Genomic DNA, 19,706 nt, shown 5'->3' with positions numbered 1-19,706 from the left:
TCGGAAAAAGTCATGCTGTTTAGAATCGGTAAGTTAAGCCTACTGTGAACTCACCTTGTAACCACATGTTGCTTTCTGTTCTTATTACACAGCCCTTATTACCAGAACAAAAAAGAAAGCCGTCACTGTCGAAAAATGTAGCATACCCTCTAGCGTCTAATCTAAGAGATAAGCTATCAGCAAACTCGAATTTTGCGCCAATACCTAAATTAGCAGAAGGTCTAGTTTCAGAGTCTAATGTATCATCACCTGGTTCAAGATGGGCTACGCCTAAACCACCGCCAATATAAATAGGTACCTTGCCTTCACTTACCGTTACGGTACCACCAATGTGCAAGTAACTAATGCTTATTTCCATGTCGTCCAGCTCAACATCGCCATCAAATTCAGTTGATGAATGACTGAAAAGCAATTCACCAGTACGGTTATAATCGAATTCCCAACCAAGAATTATTCCCGCACTTGAATCATTCAGAAAATCAACTTCGAAAGCCTCTTCTCCTTCTTCTAAGTCTTCATCATCTTCGAAGTTATCAGAAGTTCTTTCACCTGCAAAAACAGTGATATCCCAATATTCGTTAGAATCAGATTGAGCAAATGAGTGAGAAGAAAAAAGCACACAGGTGAGTAAGGCAAGTAAGTATTTTTTCATTAGCATTATTTTTATTGTTGGGAATATTAATGTGTTATGACTTTATGATATGCAGTGATTTCGGATGCCGCAAGTTTAATGTTGTTAAAGTTGGTTGCTGAAAGAAAAGTAAGAACTTGATTTTTATCAGGGGGACGTAAATATTTGTATGGAGAAAATATGTCAGTAAGGTGGGCTGACATACATATCAAGCAATAAAGCTGCAAGTACCCAGTATATCGCTTTTCGGTATATAACTCTTCCATGAATTACAAATCTAAAGCCATCCCTGGCGATTTGCATTCCATCATCCTTGAAGTAAAAAAAAGCCTGCAAATTGCAGGCTTTTGGATTCGTGTTACTTGCCAGCTTACTCGCCGTCTAAGAAACTTTTAAGTTGCTCAGAGCGAGAAGGGTGGCGAAGTTTTCGAAGAGCTTTCGCTTCGATTTGACGAATACGTTCACGTGTAACGTCAAATTGCTTACCAACTTCTTCTAATGTGTGGTCAGTATTCATGTCGATACCAAAACGCATTCTAAGAACCTTCGCTTCACGGGCTGTTAAACCAGCTAATACTTCGTGGGTAGCATTTTTAAGGTTTTCAGTAGTTGCCGCATCAACTGGCAATTCACCGCTACCATCTTCAATAAAGTCACCTAAGTGCGAATCTTCGTCATCACCAATTGGTGTTTCCATTGAGATAGGCTCTTTAGCAATTTTTAATACTTTACGAATTTTATCTTCAGGCATAACCATACGTTCAGCTAATTCTTCAGGAGTAGGCTCACGACCCATTTCTTGAAGCATTTGACGTGAAATACGATTTAGCTTGTTGATCGTTTCAATCATATGCACCGGAATACGTATAGTACGTGCTTGGTCGGCAATTGAACGAGTTATTGCTTGTCTGATCCACCAAGTTGCATAAGTTGAGAACTTATAACCACGGCGGTATTCAAACTTATCAACGGCTTTCATCAAACCGATGTTACCTTCCTGGATTAAATCTAAGAATTGTAAACCACGGTTGGTGTATTTTTTAGCAATTGAAATAACAAGACGTAAGTTAGCTTCAACCATTTCTTTTTTCGCTCGGCGAGCTTTCGCTTCACCAATTGACATACGACGGTTGATGTCTTTAATACTTTGTACGCTTAAAAACGTTTCTTCTTCAAGGTGAGTAAGCTTGTACACACAACGCTCAATGTCGAAGGAAACCATTTTTAATTTTTCTGAATATGAGTGACCGGCTGCAATTTCAGCTTCTAACCATTCGGTTTCGGTTTCATGACCAGGGAAAATCTTGATGAAATGAGTTTTTGGCATACCAGCGCCAACAACACAGTGTTTCATAATTAAACGTTCTTGAACACGAACTCGGTCCATTACATCACGCATGCTTTTAACTAAGCGATCAAATAATTTTGGAATTAAACGGAATTCTTTAAAGCATTCAGAGATTTCATCAATTGCTGCGATCGAATCTTTATGGTTACGACCTTTTGCTTCGATTACTGAATTTGCTGCTTCGTAACGTTTACGTAATTCGGTAAAGTGTTCACGAGCAAGTTCAGGATCTGGACCTGTATCTTCCTCTTCTTCATCTTCATCGTCATCAGAAGCATCTTTATCTTCATCATCCAGCTCTTCTTGAGATAGTTCAGAACCAACGTGAGTTGCTGTTGGGGCAACCTCGTCTGGTGCATCTGGGTCTAAGAAACCAATGATGATATCAGTTAAACGTAACTCTTCAGCTTCGAAATTATCCCACTGCTCTAACAAGTAGTTAATTGCAGGTGGGTATTCAGAAACACTACGCTGTACTTCTCTGATCCCTTCTTCAATACGTTTGGCGATAACAATTTCGCCTTTACGAGTAAGAAGTTCTACCGTACCCATTTCACGCATATACATGCGAACTGGGTCAGTTGTGCGACCAATTTCACTTTCTACAGTGGCTAATGCTTGTGCGGCAGCTTCAGCTGCATCCTCATCAGTGTTGGCTTCGGCCATCATTAACTCATCGGCATCAGGTGCGTTTTCAAACACTTGAATACCCATATCGTTAATCATGCGAATAATATCTTCAACTTGATCAGAATCTATTATGTCTTGAGGAAGGTGATCATTCACCTCAGCAAAAGTTAAGTACCCTTGCTCCTTACCTTTTGTGATAAGTTCTTTTAGTCTAGATTGTGGGGCTTGAACCATTGACGAAAGTCCACCTATTTGGCTATCAAAATACGAACAGTAAAGGACGAAATTATAGCAAGTAGAATAAAGAAACGCCAGTTTAGATATTGAAAACTATTTATAAAATAGTTTAAAAACCTATATTTAGCTCTGTGCATTGAGCAATGACTGAAGTTCTTGTTTTTCCAACGAGTTTAATTGTCCCAACCGGGCTTTTTGTAACAGTAATTCTGTACGATTTTCTACAAATGTGTTTATTATTTTTTCTAAAATGTCACTAAACACATCTTCAGCAGCGTTGCTATCGATATGGTGTTCCCATACGAGTAGCTTCGCTAATATCTTTCCTTGCTCAGTACCGCGCCAACTTTCGATTATTTGGCTGCTGGTGATGCCTTTCCTGGCTTTACATTGCTGCATAAGCTCTTTAAATAAATTTATACCAGGTAACTCTATTGGATCTAAAATAGATAAGTCTGGTAGAACTTCTACTAAATGGGGATGCTCAAGCAATAATGCAATGGCTAAACGAATAGGAGTTGCTTTTGATTTTGTTTTATTTGCTTGTTGTTTTGCAGGTGATTGATTTTTATTCAGTTTTGCAAGCTGCTGTTCCGAGCCGGTACCAAATTTATTTGCTAATTCATTTAAAATAGAATCTTTTAAAGTGCTGTCTGGCAGCTTTTGTAAGTAGGGTTGAAAAGATTCCAGTAGCGCGGCTTTACCTTCTAATGAATTAACGTTGACTTGGCTAAGCAGGTGTTCAAATAGAAACTGTGATAGCGGTTTGGCCTCATCAAGGATTTTTTCAAATTCTTCTTGCCCCTTTTTACGCACTAATGTGTCAGGGTCTTCACCATCGGGAACAAACACAAACTTTAATGAAATGCCATCTCGTATAAGTGGTAGAGCATTGTCCATTGCGCGCCACGCCGCTTCTCTGCCAGCACGGTCGCCATCGTAGCAACAGATTACTTCTTTTACGGTTCTGAACATGGTTTGTAATTGTTCTTCAGTCGTCGATGTGCCAAGCGATGCAACCGCATAATTGATGCCATGTTGAGCTAAAGCAACGACGTCCATATAACCTTCAACAACCACAAGTCGATTGAGGTTTTTACAATGCTGCCTTGCTTCATAAAGGCCATATAATTCTTGGCCTTTATGATAAATTCGAGTTTCTGGAGAGTTTAAATACTTGGGTGTACCATCTGCTAACACTCGGCCACCAAAACCAATAACACGACCGCGTTTATCTTTAATTGGAAACATCACACGACCGCGAAAACGATCGTAAGGACGGTTTTTGTCACCTTGAATGGCCATGCCTAAATCAACGAGCTGTTTTGAGTTTTGGCTTGAGTTACCAAACACATTCATCATATCGTCCCAGCTATCGGCACAATAACCTATGCCAAACTGCTTAACAATTTCACCGGTAAGCCCACGCCCTTTTAAGTAGTCGATAACTGTTTTTGAATCGGCATGGGTTTTGATATTCTTTTGATAAAACTGGCTTATTTTACCCAAAAATTCGTAATCGTCCTGCTTTTGTTTATGAGCTAATTGCTGACGTTTTTGTTCTGCAGGTGATTGTGTATTTTGCTCTCGTTCAACTTCTACGCCGTTATAACTGGCGAGCTCTTCAATCGCATCGACAAACTCTAGCCTGTCATATTCCATGATAAAACTAATGGCATTGCCATGGGCGCCACAGCCAAAGCAATGATAAAACTGCTTATCTCTACTTACGGTAAAAGATGGACTTTTTTCACCATGAAAAGGGCAGCATGCTTGATAATTTTTACCGGCTTTTTTTAAAGGCACTTTGCCATCAACAAGATCAACAATATCAGTACGAGCTAATAAATCATCGATAAAAGTACGTGGGATCAAACCGGCCATAAAAAAAGGGAAATATCCAAGAGGGTTAAGAAATTGTTATCTAAATTTACTATATCAAATACTGTTATTTTTGATATATAAAATTACTTTTATTTTGTGTATTGAAGGGTAAAGCCATTCCCTGCATCCACGACATATAATACTTCCGTGTATAAAACAGAAAATTAAACGTCCATGTATAAAAAAGCCGCAATAACGAGTTATTGCGGCTTTTATAAATTAGAAACTGTTTTATGCGTTTAAGGTGGCTCTTACCTGACCACTAACTTGGCCTAAGTCTGCTTTACCTTGCATTTGCGGTTTTAATATTGCCATTACCTTACCCATGTCAGCCATTGAAGCTGCACCGGTTTCTGTAATAGCAGTTGAAATTAGCTGAGCTATTTCATCCGCACTAAGTGCTTGTGGAAGAAATTCTTCCAACACTTTAATTTCTGCTTGTTCATTAGCTGCTAATTCGTCACGACCACCTTGGGTGAACATGGTTACAGATTCTTTGCGTTGTTTGATCATTTTAGTGATCAGCGCAAGAATGTCTGCTTCTGACATATCTTTTTGATTGTCAATTTTAGCAAGCTTAATAGACGACAATGCCATGCGAATAACGCCAAGACGAGGTTTGTCTTTGGCACGCATGGCAATTTTCATCTCTTCGTTGAGTTGACTTAGCAAACTCATAACTAAAAACTTATTACCTAAGTATTAGTATAAACGAACGCGACGAGCGTTTTCGCGAGAAACTTTTTTAGCGTGACGCTTAACAGCGGCTGCTTTCTTACGCTTACGTTCCCAAGTTGGTTTTTCGAAAGATTCGCGACGACGAACTTCAGAAAGGATACCTGCTTTTTCACATGAACGTTTAAAACGACGTAATGCTACGTCAAACGGTTCGTTTTCTCTTACTTTAATTACTGGCATTTTTGCCCTCACCTCTAGTGAATACTGCGATACTTGGTAATATTTAACCAAGCCGATTAAAATTGGTGCAGCATTTTAATCTGAACCTTAAGTAGATGTAAAGTTTTAAATGGCTTTTTTATTTAAAACGGTGGTTAAATTTTGATTTGAGCGCTATGATCCGCATAATTTCCTTATTAATGTAATTTTTGGTTAACAATTTATGCGAATTTTAGGTATTGAAACCTCTTGTGATGAAACTGGTATAGCTATCTTTGATGAAGAAAAAGGTATTTTAGCGCATCGCCTTTATTCTCAAATTGCCGTACATGCCGATTATGGTGGAGTTGTACCTGAATTAGCGTCAAGGGATCATGTTAGAAAAACGATCCCTTTAATAGAAGAAGCATTAAAAGAAGCCGGCTTAACGCCACAAGATTTGGATGGCGTTGCGTATACTGCAGGTCCTGGTTTAGTTGGTGCATTATTAGTCGGTTGCTCAATAGGGCGTTCCCTTGCCTATGGTTGGGATTTACCAGCTGTACCTGTACATCACATGGAAGGGCATTTGTTAGCCCCTATGCTTGAAGATGATGTGCCTGAATTTCCATTTATTGCATTGTTAGTTTCAGGTGGGCACACTATGTTAGTGCGAGTTGATGGTATCGGTGAATATGAATTACTCGGGGAGTCTGTAGATGACGCCGCGGGAGAAGCATTTGATAAAACCGCCAAATTATTAGGTTTGGATTATCCCGGAGGCCCTGTACTGGCAAAAATGGCAGAGCAGGGGACACCAGGCAGGTTTAAGTTTCCACGACCAATGACCAATAAACCCGGTTTAGATTTTAGTTTTTCAGGACTTAAAACCGCTGCTGCTACAACAATTCGACAAGAAGATGATAGTGCTCAAACGAAAGCGGATATCGCCTATGCCTTTCAAGAAGCCGTTATTGACACACTAGCGATTAAGTGCAAACGTGCTCTACAACAGTGCGGGTTAAAACGCTTGGTTATTGCTGGTGGGGTTAGTGCAAATACATCATTGCGCGAACAATTAGCCGTGGTAACTAAAAAGCTTGGCGGCCAAGTTTATTACCCTCGTCCTGAATATTGTACTGATAATGGCGCTATGATTGCTTACGCTGGCATGCAACGGTTGAAGTCTGGTGTGAGTTCAGATTTAACCTTTAAAGCAAATCCGCGCTGGCCGTTAGATAGTTTGCCACCGGTTTAATTCTAATGGCTGCTCGCTGTCAAGCAGGGAGGTCCCTGATGTCGCTTGAGCTCCTCAGGAATGACGTTGTTTATTGTTTCTAATATATTGGTTAGTCCGAATTTATTCGGATGTTATGCTTGAAGAGCGGATGTAGCCCTTAACTTGATAGTTTATCTTCAGTGCCTTTTATCAAACGCACTATATTGCTGCGATGTTTAAACAGAATTAGTAAAGAAAGCATTGTTACTGAATTAGTATATAAAGGTTTTAAAATCCAGGTGTAGAGTGGTGCGAGTGAAACCGTTACTATTGCTGCGAGTGAAGAGTATCGTGTGGTTTTAGCGACAAACACCCAGGTAACGATCAATGCTAAGGCAAACCACCAACTCATTGGCGCTAATGCACCAAAGGCAGTAGCTACAGCCTTTCCACCTTTAAAGTTAAAAAATATTGGATGCATATGGCCGAGGCAGGCCGAAATGGCAATAAAGCCAAGATAGATAGGCTCTACGCCTAACTTGTAGGCTCCGTATACTGGAATAGCGCCTTTTAATACATCAAAAATTAACACCGCCAAGGCAGTAGGCTTATCACTCATTCTTAAAACATTTGTTGCTCCAGGGTTTTTAGAGCCTTGAGTGCGAGGGTCAGGTAACCCTCGTAATTTACAAATTAGAATAGCACTTGAGATTGAACCGAAAAAATAAGCAGCAATAAATATGCATAGTGCCAAAAATAACATCATAATTGCTCCCTATTATTACTAATTTTTATGGTTAAAAAAACATCACTTGCTTTATTCTGCCATTCTAGCAATCTATTTAGTAGTTTTTCTACTATACAATGAGGTAAAATTTAGACTTATTTGTTATTAATATTAAATTGTCGGTGATTTTTCGCATGGATATAGTGTTTATTGAAGGTTTGCAAGTACAAACCACCATTGGTTATTACGAGTGGGAAAAGAAGATCAAACAGCTTTTGGTGTTTGATTTACAAATGGGCACTGACATAAGTAAAGCCGCTGATGGTGACGAATTAGCGAAAACGTTAGATTATGCTGAAATATCAACATTAATTGATGAATTTGCCAATGCCAACGTAGTTGATTTGATTGAAACGTTGGCTGAACGTTTAGCGAGTCACTTAATGACAGAGTATGGGATAAAGTGGCTTAGGCTGAAAATATCTAAACCAACAGCTGTTAAAGAAGCAAGTGCCGTTGGGGTTATTATTGAACGTGGCAGCAAAGTAGTTTCGTCAAGTAATGGTTGTTGCGCGTAATGGCAGTTGTTTATATTTCAATTGGCAGCAATATTGATCGCGATACACAAATTGTAGTTGCGGTTAATGCATTGAAGCACGAGTTTGAACAGGTAGAGTTATCATCAGTATATGAGTGCGAACCTGTCGGGTTTAATGGCGATAATTTTTACAACTTGGTTGCCAAAGTTGATACTAATAAACCACCAGCGTATATAGGTGAGTTATTAAAGCAATTAGAAAAACAGCAGGGGAGAGTCGACTTTTCTAAAAAGTTTAGTGCTCGTAAAATGGATTTGGATATTTTACTTTATGATGATTTGATCATGGATAATCCCGTTCAAATACCTAGAGATGAAATACCTAAAAATGCTTATGTTCTAGAACCTCTTGCTGAGTTAGCACCAAATACACTTCATCCGGTATTACAAATCACTTATCAACAAATGTGGCAAGGTTTTGATAAGAGTAAGCAGTATTTAAAAAAAGTCCCTTTCACATGGCCAACTTAACCAAAGTTCAACAAGGAAAAGAACAATAACATGTCAACGATAGAAATTATTATCTTAGCGTTAATTCAGGGCTTAACTGAATTTTTACCGATCTCAAGCTCGGCCCATTTAATTTTGCCTTCACAATTACTAGGGTGGGCAGACCAAGGTTTGGCATTTGATGTGGCTGTGCATGTAGGCACTTTGCTGGCGGTAATGCTTTATTTTCGCAAAGATGTTGGCGCAATGTTTTTTGCCTGGAGCAATTCTATTGTAAAGAAAGAACATAATGGTGAAAGTGCCTTAGCCTGGTGGATCATCTTTGCCACAATCCCAGCAGGTTTGTTTGGTTTGTTTGGTAAAGATTTTATCGAAGAACATTTACGCTCAGCAGCGGTAATTGCAATAACAACCATCGTGTTTGGTTTATTACTGGGTTATGTCGACATCAAAGGCAAGCAAACAAAAGACATAAAAAGTTTAGGTTTTAAAGGCGCTATGTACATTGGTTTAGCACAAGCTGTTGCGTTAATTCCTGGTACATCACGCTCAGGTATTACCATGACGATGGGTTTGATGCTAGGGTTAACTCGCGATGCAGCGGCTCGTTTTTCGTTCTTATTATCAATTCCTGCTATTGCTATGGCGGGCAGCTATTTAACATTCAAATTAGTGTTAGAGGCTAATGGAGTTGATTGGCAAGCGATAGCGTTTGGCTCGATAGTGGCGTTTATCAGCGCTTACGCGTGTATTCATTATTTTCTAATTTTATTGGATAAGCTTGGCATGATGCCATTCGTAATTTACAGATTGCTGCTTGGCGCGTTTTTGATTTGGTTTGTAATGTAGAAACGAGAAACGAGAAACGAGAAACGAGAAACGAGAAACGAGAAACGAGAAACTAGGCTGCTGAAGTGTGAAGTGAGCACAGCTACGTCATACCCGACTTGTTCGGGTATCCACTGTGGATTCCCGTATACACGGGAATGACAGCGCCATCGTTTCAGTTTACATTTTCACAACTTCTGCTTCTTCACTAGTGTAATAGCCGCTATTTTTGCTTTATCTATCGCATCTTTAATGTCTTTACCTTTTAATCCCTGTTCAACAAATTGTTTTGGGCTAATTTGCTTGCACGCGTGAAATGCGTCTCGTAAATAGTTCGCTTGCGGGTAATCAGTGTTTTCTTGTCCTAATCGACCTGTGCAATCGGCTTCACAGCTTAATAAAAACAATTCAAAGTCTTCTGGCTTTCGCCACACATCAAGTTTGTTGAACATGCCCAAAATTGTATCTGCTCTAAGTTCGAACGCCCTATGGCTATGTAAATGATATTCACAAACCAGCAAGCTAATGCGTTTAACCTGATTAGGAACTTTAAGAGTTCTGCATATGTTTTCAACTAAAGGTAAACCGGATTTTTCATGGCCGTGATGAGTAGGCCATTTTGATTTTGGCGTTAAGCCTTTACCTAAGTCATGAGTAAGAGCTGCAAAACGAACGCCTATATCTTGGCTCAGTTTTACGCTTTGTTGTAACACCATTAACGTATGTACACCGGTATCGATTTCACCATGGTGGGCTTCTGGGTTTGGTATTCCCCAAAGCTTGTCTAAGTCAGGCCAAAGTACTTTTAAAGCACCTGTTTCACGTAAAATATTAATGAATACTTCTGGATTATCTTCACTCAGGCTGCGTGAAAATTCTTTCCAAACTCTGTCTGGGGTTAAGTTTTCAAGTTCACCCTTTGTAACCATCTCTTGCATTAATTTAATAGTTTCGCCTGCAACAGTGAAGCCAAGGTAATGATACCTTGCGGCAAAACGAGCAACTCGCAAAACTCTAAGAGGGTCTTCTGAAAAAGCTGAAGAGACATGGCGCAATATCTTTTCTTTTAGATCTTGTTGGCCATTAAAAGGATCAATAATATTGCCGTGATTGTCTTGTGCCATTGCATTAACGGTAAGATCGCGACGCAGTAAATCTTCTTCTATGGTAACGTCAGGCTCTGCATAACAAACAAACCCGGTGTAACCTAACCCTTGTTTTTTTTCGGTACGGGCAAGTGCATATTCTTCTTTGGTGTCAGGATGTAAAAATACCGGAAAGTCTTTGCCAACTTGCATGAAGCCAAGCGATAACATTTTATCAACACTGGCACCCACAACTAAATAATCGCGTTCAACAATCTCTCTGCCGAGTAGCTGATCTCTAACAGCACCACCGACGAGGTAGGTATTTAAAGTAGATGTATAGTTTTGAGTCATTATTTAATAAAGCAGCTGTTTGTTTATAGTTTGTAAGTCTATCGCATTAATACGCGTTAAAATAGCCACTATTTTTGACTTATGTCTATACTCAAGGTAGTTTCCCTAAAGTGTTCATTAAAATAGTTTTTCTTTATGTATAACGGGTATACAGGTTATTTTGGCCTGAACGATATTCCATTTTCAATCGCGCCAAATCCGCATTATTTATTTATGAGTGGTCGCCATCAAGAGGCTCTTGCTCATTTAACCTATGGGTTGGGTGACGCCGGCGGTTTTGTGTTGCTTACTGGTGAGGTAGGCACAGGTAAAACAACAGTATCAAAGTGTTTGCTAGAACAGCTTCCTGATAATACTCAAGCGGCATTTATTTTGAACCCAACATTATCGGCTAAAGAGTTATTGGCGACGGTATGTGATGAATTATCAATAGACTATAACAGTCAAACTGCGACTTTAAAAAACTTTACTGACATCATTTTAGATCACTTACTGATGAATCATCAGCAAGGTAAAAATACATTATTAATTATTGATGAAGCACAGCACCTACAAGCTGAAGTATTAGAACAATTAAGATTACTAACCAACCTAGAAACTCATACTAAAAAATTATTACAGGTTATTTTAATTGGTCAGCCTGAATTACAAGAACTATTAAAACGTCGAGATTTGCGACAACTCGCGCAACGTATTACTGCGAGATATCACCTATTACCTTTAAACCAAAAAGAAGTTTCTGAATATATTAAACACCGGCTAAGCATTGCTGGGTGTACTAAGTCGCTGTTTAAACCATCAGCTATTACGTTAATTCATAAAATTACTGGCGGAGTTCCACGGTTAGTGAACTTGTTATGTGATCGGGCGCTTTTGGGAGCGTATTCGCAGGAAAAATCACAAGTTGATAAAGCCATGGTCGCTCAATCAGCTAAAGAGACTTTAGGTTTAGATGCTAAAACATTCAGTTTTTGGCATAAACCAATAGTGAGAAAACTGCTGGTTACAGCTTCGATGGTTGTTTTTGCACTTACCGGATTTACCGTAGCTAAACAACAAAGTGAAAAAATTACGCAAGTGCAAATAGCTCAGCAAAGAAGTGTCGAATTAAATAATGAACGAGCGGTAAAAGAGCAATTAAATACTATAGAAAATACTCTAATTAACAGCAGCCGAAATCTTGACGATGCATTTTCACATTTGTTTGCAAACTGGAAAATCCAAGCGCTTAATCAAAAGGGTAGTTTGGCGAATAATGAAAACACCCCTTGCGAAATTGCTTTAAACTATGAGTTGCAGTGTTATTGGTATCAAGGCGATTTTAAACGCTTACTGGCGCTCGGCTATCCGGCGTCATTACAATTGTTTGATGAAAATGGTGATGCTTATTATGCCACGATCACTAAGCAGCAAGGCGACAAGCTATTACTTAATTTTAATAAAAACTCAAAGTGGTTAGATGCTGCGTTCATTGAGCAACATTATCAAGGCAGTGCAGTACTGTTGTGGCGTAGTCCTGATGGCTTTATTGATCGGGTCGATGAAAATAGCCAAACGAACTTAGTACAGTGGTTGGAAGGAAAATTAAGTGTTAAACAGCAGCGAGAAGCACGAAATATTGAGAAAATAGATCCATTGTTAATGAATCAATTAGGTCAATATCAACAAGAAATTGGGCTGAATGTTAACCACTTAGCCGATACTGAAACCGTGATGGCTTTAGCAGCAACCAATACAAACGAGCAAGTAACTGTTGGGGGGAGTAATTAATGTCTTATTTACTCGATGCGCTTAAAAAGGCAACCCAAGTCAACTCAAATGAACCAAAGTTAAATAGTGATGATTTACAGAAGCAACTAGGTTTGAGTGACACTGAACAGCCCTCATCTAGAAAGCTGCCTAAAGCGTTGGCTAGTTATATATTGCTAGCATTCGCGTTTATTCTTGGAGGCTTTGTTCTCGGCGATGGTGCAGAGATTGTTGTGCACTACCAAGCAGACTCAAACACCAATAAAGTTGCCCCTGTAGAACCTGTTCGTGATGAAGCTTTGATCCCGTTTTATGGACCAATGCATGACAGCGCGAAATATTTTGCTACTCCTGAAGCATATAATAAGCAATTAGTCGCACTTAAAACTAAGCAAGCGCAGCAGTTGAAAAATGAGGCTGTTGCCAAGCAAGAGGCTGAAGAAAAAGCTAGCAAGCAACTAATGGAACAGCAAATTCAAAGCTTACTTAGTCAGAAAAGTATTCAACAGGCAATGATAGCTAATCAAACCGCTAGCATACCTACAGAAAAGCCGCGAGTAACTGACACAACTGAACCAGTGAAGTTCAGCCTTAATAAAGATGAACTTGGCGGCGTATCACCTGAGTTGCTAGAAGCGTTTGAAAGTGCATTAGATGATAGCAATAAGCCATTAGAGAGTGAGGAAGTCGAGGAGCCGGTAGTTGATTTAAGTAAGCGCTTTATTGAGCCAGATGTTGATTTACGCAAGTCCAAATCAGTGCCTGTAAAACCTTTAGCACAAATGCCACAATGGTTGCAAAACGAGGTGCCTAGTTTGCACTTTTCATTACATATGTATACTTCAGACGTTGCAAGCAGTTGGGTAAGATTAAATGGCAAAGATTATTATACTGGCGGTATTACAAAAGATGGTTTGGTGATTGAAGAAATACAGCCGCAGACAGTTGTATTACAATTTCAAGGACAGCGTTTTAGTTTGAAAGCTTTATCGAGTTGGTAGCATTAACTAATCACTAAGCAGATAGTTAACGTTTAGCTAACATATAAAAATAAAGGGTGCTAAGACACCCTTTATTTTATTTAAACAGTATTATTTGTTTATTGCCAAGCAGGCAGTTTATTTTCAAAACTATTAATCTTATCTGAAATTTCTAGAGTCCAGCCAACACTATCCACGCCATTTTCTAAACAATATTTTTGAAACTCCGTAAGTGTAAATGGATATTCATTGTCGCCATTTATCACCAGCATTTTCATTATGTCTACAGTAAGCGTAAGTGGACCTTGCGCAGCTTGGTTAAATAAGTCATCAATTACTGACTCTTCCAAGACAACCGGTAACATGCCTATGTTTATACAATTACCGTAAAATATGTCGGCAAAACTTGATGCCATAACGACTTTGAATCCAAACTCTTGAATAGCCCAAGGCGCATGTTCACGACTAGAGCCACAGCCAAAATTTTCACGTGCAAGTAAAATACTTACACCTTGGTATTCTGGTTTGTTTAAAATAAAGCTTGGATCCGGCTGCAGACCATCATCATCTAAAAAACGCCAGTCGTGGAACAAATGCTGGGCAAAGCCAGTACGAGTGGTTTTTTGTAAAAACTGCTTTGGTATTATTTGATCGGTATCTATGTTGGCGCGATCAAAAGGGACAACACTGCCTGTATGTTGGCTAAATTTTTCCATGAGTTACTCCTTATGCGTTCACGTCAGTAAAGTGGCCTGCGATTGCCGCAGCAGCTGCCATTGCTGGACTTACTAAGTGGGTGCGACTACCTCGGCCTTGTCTACCTTCAAAGTTACGGTTACTGGTAGAGGCGCAGCGATCACCTTCTTTTAATTTGTCATCATTCATACCTAAACACATTGAGCAACCAGGTAAGCGCCATTCAAAGCCTGCAGTCTTAAATATATCCGCTAAGCCTTCAGCTTCAGCTTGCTCTCTAACACGGTAAGAGCCAGGTACGACAATAGCAGTAACTGAGTTTGAAACTTTTTTACCTTTAACAACTGATGCTGCAACACGTAAATCTTCAATACGAGAATTTGTACAAGAACCGATGAATACGTTATTGATAGCAATATCTGAAATTTTAGTGCCAGGTGTTAAATCCATATATTTAAGGGCATTAACACAAGACTCACGTTCAACAGGGTCGCTAAAGTCTTCAGGGGCAGGCACAACAGAGTCAATAGCAGTAACTTGCCCAGGGTTAGTTCCCCACGTAACTTGTGGTTTTATGTCAGTCGCATCAATAACAACGGTTGTATCAAACTGAGCATCACTATCTGTTTGCAATGTTTTCCAGTCAGCTACGGCTTGCTCAAACACCTCACCTTGTGGCGCATTTTCTTTATTTTTAAGGTAATCAAATGTGGTTTGATCGGGAGCAATAATACCTGCTTTCGCGCCAAATTCGATGCTCATATTACACACCGTCATGCGCTCTTCCATGGTTAAATCACGGATAGCTTGGCCAGTATATTCAATCACATAACCAGTCGCGCCAGAATGACCTACTTTACCGATAATGGCTAAGATAATATCTTTTGCGCTGATGCCAACATTAGCCTTACCTTCAACTGAGATATTCATGGTTTTAGCTTTGTTTTGGCGTAATGTTTGCGTTGCTAATACATGCTCAACTTCTGACGTACCTATACCAAAAGCTAGCGCACCAAATGCGCCATGAGTGGCTGTATGAGAATCTCCACATACAATTGTTTGGCCAGGTAAAGTAAAACCAAGTTCCGGTCCCATAACATGGACAATACCCTGGTTTTTATGTCCCATGCCGTATAATTTTACGCCAAAATCGTCACAATTTTGTTCTAGGGTTTTTAGTTGGTTTGCCCCATTTGCACCAGCAGCATCAATATCACATTTTTTAGTTGAAATATTATGATCCATAGTCGCAATCGTTCTATTTGGACTATGAACTGGGCGGTCATGAAACTTTAAATTTGCAAACGCTTGTGGCGAAGTCACTTCATGTACAAGGTGGCGATCAATGAAGATCAATGGCGTTTCGCCTGCTTTGTCTTCTACTAAGTGTCGTTGCCATAATTTTTCATATAAAGTGGAAGCCATGTTACATTTCCTTAATTTTTTGACAGATATAATCACCAACTTCGCTGGTGGTTTTTGCATTACTTCTTTGCTCAGCGGCTAGTAAATCACCGGTTAGCATACCGTTATCCAAGGCATTAGCTACAGCATCTTCAATTGCTTTTGCGGCGCTATCTTGGTTTAAGCTATAACGAAGCATTAATGCCGCAGATAATATTTGTGCGATAGGGTTCGCAATACCTAAGCCTGCGATATCTGGCGCAGAACCACCGGCAGGTTCATACATACCAAAGCCTGATTCATTTAAACTAGCCGAAGGTAGCATGCCCATCGAGCCGGTGATCATTGCACAAATATCTGAAAGGATGTCACCGAACAGGTTAGGGCATAAAAGCACATCAAATTGGTTTGGATCGCGAACCAGTTGCATTGCCGCGTTATCAACATACATATGTTCAAAACTAACGTCAGGGTATTCAACGGCAACTTCTTCAACCACTTGACGCCATAATTGACTGGTTGCCAAAACATTGGCTTTGTCTACTGAGGTTACCTTGTTGTCACGCTTTTGTGCAGCTTGGAAGGCAAGGTGAGTGATGCGTTTAATTTCAGCTCGTGAATAAAACATTGAGTCAAAACCGGTTTCTTCATCACCTTCACCTTTACGACCTTTTGGTTCGCCAAAGTAGATATCACCGGTTAATTCACGAATAACCAATACGTCAAAGCCTTGCTCTGAAATGTCGCTACGCAATGTAGATAATGAAGACATTGCCGGTTGCAATTGCGCTGGGCGCATATTACAAAATAAACCAAACTTGCCACGTAATCCTAATAAAGCACAACGTTCTGGTTGCTCTGTCGGTGGTAAGTTAGACCATTTAGGTCCGCCAACAGAACCAAATAAAATAGCGTCAGCTTGCTCACATCCCTGCATAGTTTCATCAGGTAATGCGTTACCATGAAGATCGATTGCTGCACCACCAACATCATAGTCTCTAGTGCTAATATCAAAATCGAATTTGTCAGCAACAGCGTTTAATACTTTTACTGCTTCAACCATTACTTCTGGGCCAATACCGTCACCGGCTAATACTGCTATGTTCGCCATTACTTTAAATTCCTTGAATTTTTGTATCTAAATTTGTGCTAGAGTCTGTTTGAGCTGCTTGCTGCTTTAATTCGGCAACGTTTTGCGCTCTCTGAATACTGTTAATAGCATTAATTAATGCTTTACCTGACGCTTCAATCACATCAGTTTCAATGCCATAACCATGAAAATTTCTGCCCTGCCAGTTGACTACCAAATCCGCTTGACCAAGACCATCTTCACCTTCACCTTTATTTGATATCTTGTAGTCAGCAACTTCAAAATCAATATCTACCGCTTGTTTAATTGCTCGGTACAGTGCATCTACAGGGCCATTACCCGTTGCTGATTGAATCTGAGTATTATCGCCACAGGCAAGTTTAATGCTTGCTGTCGAAAACTCGCCACTGCCTGAATGTACACTTAAGTATTCTATACGGTAGCTGTCAGCATCTGCCTGTTGTTGGTTTTTGAATAATAGTGCTTCTAAATCATCATCAAATACTTGACCTTTTTTATCGGCTAACGTTAAAAAGTCTTGATATAACTCTTCTAAATCGAAATCATTTTCTTGATAACCCAACTCGCCCATGCGGTGCTTAATAACATGACGACCACTGCGGGAAGTAAGGTTTAATTTAGTTTTACTGATACCAACACTTTCAGGCGTCATAATTTCATAAGTGTTTGCGCTTTTTAACATACCATCTTGGTGGATGCCTGATGAATGACTAAACGCATTTGCACCGACAATAGCTTTATTTGCCTGTACTGGCATATTACAAATTTGACTGACCATTTTAGAGGTGCGAGCAATTTCTTTATGGTTAATATTAGTGGTAAGTCCTAAAATATCAGCGCGCGTTTTCATTATCATCGCCACTTCTTCAAGGGAACAGTTACCGGCACGTTCACCGATACCATTCACAGTACATTCAATTTGCCGAGCACCAGCATTAACCGCAGCAATCGAATTGGCCACGCTTAACCCCAGGTCGTTATGACAATGTACTGAAATAACCGCTTGATCGATATTTGGCACACGATTAAATAAGTCAGTGATAATGCCGCCAAATTCGTGTGGAAGGGTATAGCCAACAGTGTCTGGAATGTTAATTGTAGTAGCACCAGCTTTGATTGCAGACTCAACCATACGGCATAAGTTATCTTTTGGCGTTCGGCCAGCATCTTCACAAGAGAACTCAACATCGTCAGTAAATTTTCGAGCAAATTTAACCGCATCAACAGCCATATTTAATACATCGTCAAAACCACGCTTTAATTTTTGCTCAACGTGAACATCAGACGTAGATATAAAGGTATGAATACGAAATGCCTCGGCGACACTCATAGCATCGGCACAGGATTGTATATCACCTTTTACCGCTCTTGATAAGCCACAAACTCGGCTTGTTTTTAATGTACGGGCAATGGTTTGCACCGATTCAAAGTCACCTGGCGACGAAACCGGGAAACCTACTTCCATAATATCAACACCCAGGCGTTCAATAGCTAGAGCAATTTGTAATTTTTCATGCACAGATAAGCTGGCAATTAATGCCTGTTCACCATCTCGTAATGTGGTATCGAAAATAGTTACATTGTTGTTCATAGTGTTGGCCTTTTGTTAAGCTGCTTGGTTCTTTGTGTTGATATTCGCACTGTCACATTCGAGTAACAAATCTAATACCATCCATGGTGATTTGCATTCCATCATCCATGAAGTGAGTCAATTTTTTGCCATCCATGGCAAATTGACATTCCTTCTTCCCTGAAGTAAAAAAAAACCCGCAATGTGATTTGCGGGTTTTTGTTATTCAATCAGTATATTTTAAACAATAGAAAAACGCCCGCTATTTGAATCTAGCAGGAGGTTAAGTAAAATGCGTTGTTTAATATATATAGTCATTAATATTTATTCAGTTTTATTGAATTTATATTTGTTAGTGTAATTGTTCTAACATTAAAATGTTTCATCTTCCCTGTCAACATTATATTCAGATAAACTTTAGATTATTTTTTATAAGTAGATTTTAAATATTCTAGAGCATGATCAAGTTTACTATCAACGTTAGATATACTTTCATCACTGCTCAGCTGATACGTATTTTGAACTTTGACATTTTGTAAACCATGAATTAAATCATTAATATTGTTTTTAAACTTAGGAATTGATTGCCACTTTTTCTTACCTAATGACATTTTGCTTAATATACGCTTGATTTTCCACTCAACTACACGGCCTTTACTTATTTTCTGATTAATAACGAATGGGATTGCTTGGATTTTTGGCACAATGTTCAGTGCTGTTCCCCAATCTTGCCACTTAGAAGGTAAAAATTTAGGTCCAAATGACACTGCACACCAAGGCACACGTAGAACGTCAGCGACTATCGCACCATGCATTGCCTCTGTAATGATGTTTTTGCAACCCTGCATTTTACTTAAAACTGTATCTACAGGCCAATAAGGAGAAATAAATTCTAAGCCAACTTTTTCGCAAACGTCTTGCCAATTTACCATATCTAAACTGGAGTAGTGCGGCATAAACCCTGTTCGGTTATGTGGCTCAATTTTGGGTAAACTCACTTTACGTAATAAGTAAGCACCATCGCAGAGTATTTTTTCATCAGATAAGTTATACGCTTTAGCGGTAAGTTCCCCGCGTACGCCAATGATATCCCAGTTTTCATCAATATCGGTATTTTCGCTGTAGCCAGTTCCTGAGCTGAAGACGATTTTTTTAGAATCGATTGGTAAATGATCACACCGTTTAGAAAAAATAGTACCAATGCCAATAAGGTAACTATTGTCATCTTGCTCTAACAGTTCAGGGACTAATTTAGGCCATAGCCAAGCATTAAGCTCATCTCCAAAGTTTGGAGGTGTTAATCGACAATATTCGAGTTTCATAATGACC

The 19,706-nt window shown here is 39.4% G+C and carries 18 protein-coding genes; 6 read left to right on the top strand and 12 right to left on the bottom strand.

The window, feature by feature from the left end:
- Positions 1-19: 19 nt before the first annotated feature.
- The 5 genes from RI845_RS15580 to rpsU form a co-directional block, all read right to left on the bottom strand.
- Complete coding sequence (locus RI845_RS15580; RefSeq protein WP_348387092.1) at positions 20-652, bottom strand: outer membrane protein; 633 nt, start codon at positions 650-652, stop codon at positions 20-22.
- Positions 653-1,001: 349 nt separating this feature from the next.
- Positions 1,002-2,843: an RNA polymerase sigma factor RpoD gene (rpoD, locus tag RI845_RS15575; protein WP_348387091.1), complete on the bottom strand. Its 1,842-nt coding sequence runs from the start codon at positions 2,841-2,843 to the stop codon at positions 1,002-1,004.
- Positions 2,844-2,969: 126 nt separating this feature from the next.
- Entirely contained in the window at positions 2,970-4,730 is a 1,761-nt protein-coding gene (gene dnaG, locus RI845_RS15570) for a DNA primase (protein WP_348387090.1), read from the bottom strand.
- A gap of 231 nt (positions 4,731-4,961) precedes the next feature.
- Positions 4,962-5,408, bottom strand: a complete 447-nt coding sequence (locus RI845_RS15565; RefSeq protein WP_348387089.1) for a GatB/YqeY domain-containing protein — start codon at positions 5,406-5,408, stop codon at positions 4,962-4,964.
- A gap of 24 nt (positions 5,409-5,432) precedes the next feature.
- Positions 5,433-5,648 carry a 30S ribosomal protein S21 gene (rpsU, locus tag RI845_RS15560; protein WP_068544693.1) on the bottom strand — a complete coding sequence of 72 codons (216 nt, stop codon included), beginning with the start codon at positions 5,646-5,648 and terminating at the stop codon, positions 5,433-5,435.
- Positions 5,649-5,850: 202 nt separating this feature from the next.
- Between rpsU and tsaD the strand changes: the two genes are divergently transcribed.
- Entirely contained in the window at positions 5,851-6,864 is a 1,014-nt protein-coding gene (gene tsaD / locus RI845_RS15555; protein ID WP_348387088.1) for a tRNA (adenosine(37)-N6)-threonylcarbamoyltransferase complex transferase subunit TsaD, read from the top strand.
- A gap of 139 nt (positions 6,865-7,003) precedes the next feature.
- On the opposite strand, the gene plsY is transcribed toward tsaD, so the two are convergent.
- Positions 7,004-7,588, bottom strand: coding sequence for a glycerol-3-phosphate 1-O-acyltransferase PlsY (gene plsY, locus RI845_RS15550; protein WP_348389550.1), 585 nt, complete (start codon positions 7,586-7,588; stop codon positions 7,004-7,006).
- Between the two features lie 158 nt (positions 7,589-7,746).
- On the opposite strand from plsY, the gene folB reads away from it, so the two are divergent.
- The 3 genes from folB to RI845_RS15535 are packed head-to-tail and all read left to right on the top strand — an operon-like array spanning position 7,747 to position 9,449.
- A complete protein-coding gene (folB, locus tag RI845_RS15545) occupies positions 7,747-8,130 on the top strand; it encodes a dihydroneopterin aldolase (protein ID WP_348387087.1) in 384 nt (127 codons plus the stop codon).
- Entirely contained in the window at positions 8,130-8,621 is a 492-nt protein-coding gene (folK, locus tag RI845_RS15540; protein WP_348387086.1) for a 2-amino-4-hydroxy-6-hydroxymethyldihydropteridine diphosphokinase, read from the top strand. The genes folB and folK overlap by 1 nt, the downstream gene beginning before the upstream one ends.
- Positions 8,622-8,651: 30 nt before the next feature.
- Positions 8,652-9,449 (top strand): undecaprenyl-diphosphate phosphatase, encoded by a 798-nt coding sequence (locus tag RI845_RS15535; RefSeq protein ID WP_348387085.1) that lies wholly within the window; start codon positions 8,652-8,654, stop codon positions 9,447-9,449.
- Between the two features lie 167 nt (positions 9,450-9,616).
- Here the strand turns inward: RI845_RS15535 and RI845_RS15530 are convergent, their stop codons facing one another.
- Positions 9,617-10,867 (bottom strand): multifunctional CCA addition/repair protein, encoded by a 1,251-nt coding sequence (locus RI845_RS15530; protein ID WP_348387084.1) that lies wholly within the window; start codon positions 10,865-10,867, stop codon positions 9,617-9,619.
- A gap of 135 nt (positions 10,868-11,002) precedes the next feature.
- Here RI845_RS15530 and RI845_RS15525 point away from each other — a divergent pair, with 135 nt between their 5' ends.
- Together RI845_RS15525 and RI845_RS15520 are read left to right on the top strand one after the other, a co-directional pair.
- Positions 11,003-12,637: an ExeA family protein gene (locus tag RI845_RS15525; protein ID WP_348387083.1), complete on the top strand. Its 1,635-nt coding sequence runs from the start codon at positions 11,003-11,005 to the stop codon at positions 12,635-12,637.
- Entirely contained in the window at positions 12,637-13,617 is a 981-nt protein-coding gene (locus tag RI845_RS15520; protein ID WP_348387082.1) for a general secretion pathway protein GspB, read from the top strand. Before RI845_RS15525 ends, RI845_RS15520 begins: the two co-directional genes overlap by 1 nt.
- Positions 13,618-13,715: 98 nt before the next feature.
- Here RI845_RS15520 and leuD read toward each other — a convergent pair whose 3' ends face one another.
- From leuD to RI845_RS15495, 5 genes are all read right to left on the bottom strand, one after another.
- Positions 13,716-14,312, bottom strand: a complete 597-nt coding sequence (gene leuD / locus RI845_RS15515) for a 3-isopropylmalate dehydratase small subunit (protein WP_348387081.1) — start codon at positions 14,310-14,312, stop codon at positions 13,716-13,718.
- A 10-nt stretch (positions 14,313-14,322) separates the two neighbouring features.
- A complete protein-coding gene (gene leuC, locus RI845_RS15510; RefSeq protein WP_348387080.1) occupies positions 14,323-15,717 on the bottom strand; it encodes a 3-isopropylmalate dehydratase large subunit in 1,395 nt (464 codons plus the stop codon).
- A gap of 1 nt (position 15,718) precedes the next feature.
- Positions 15,719-16,807: a 3-isopropylmalate dehydrogenase gene (gene leuB, locus RI845_RS15505; RefSeq protein ID WP_348387079.1), complete on the bottom strand. Its 1,089-nt coding sequence runs from the start codon at positions 16,805-16,807 to the stop codon at positions 15,719-15,721.
- Positions 16,808-16,811: 4 nt separating this feature from the next.
- Positions 16,812-18,398 carry a 2-isopropylmalate synthase gene (gene leuA, locus RI845_RS15500; protein WP_348387078.1) on the bottom strand — a complete coding sequence of 529 codons (1,587 nt, stop codon included), beginning with the start codon at positions 18,396-18,398 and terminating at the stop codon, positions 16,812-16,814.
- 401 nt (positions 18,399-18,799) lie between these two features.
- The gene (locus RI845_RS15495) at positions 18,800-19,699 is read right to left on the bottom strand and encodes a polysaccharide pyruvyl transferase family protein (protein WP_348387077.1); all 900 of its coding nucleotides are present in this window, start codon (positions 19,697-19,699) and stop codon (positions 18,800-18,802) included.
- Positions 19,700-19,706: the final 7 nt, after the last annotated feature.

It is taken from the genome of Thalassotalea nanhaiensis (genome assembly GCF_031583575.1).
In the GTDB taxonomy this organism is placed as follows: domain Bacteria; phylum Pseudomonadota; class Gammaproteobacteria; order Enterobacterales; family Alteromonadaceae; genus Thalassotalea_A; species Thalassotalea_A nanhaiensis.
The sequence above is the reverse complement of the archived record's forward strand: the minus strand, read 5'-3'. Positions and strand labels throughout refer to the sequence as shown.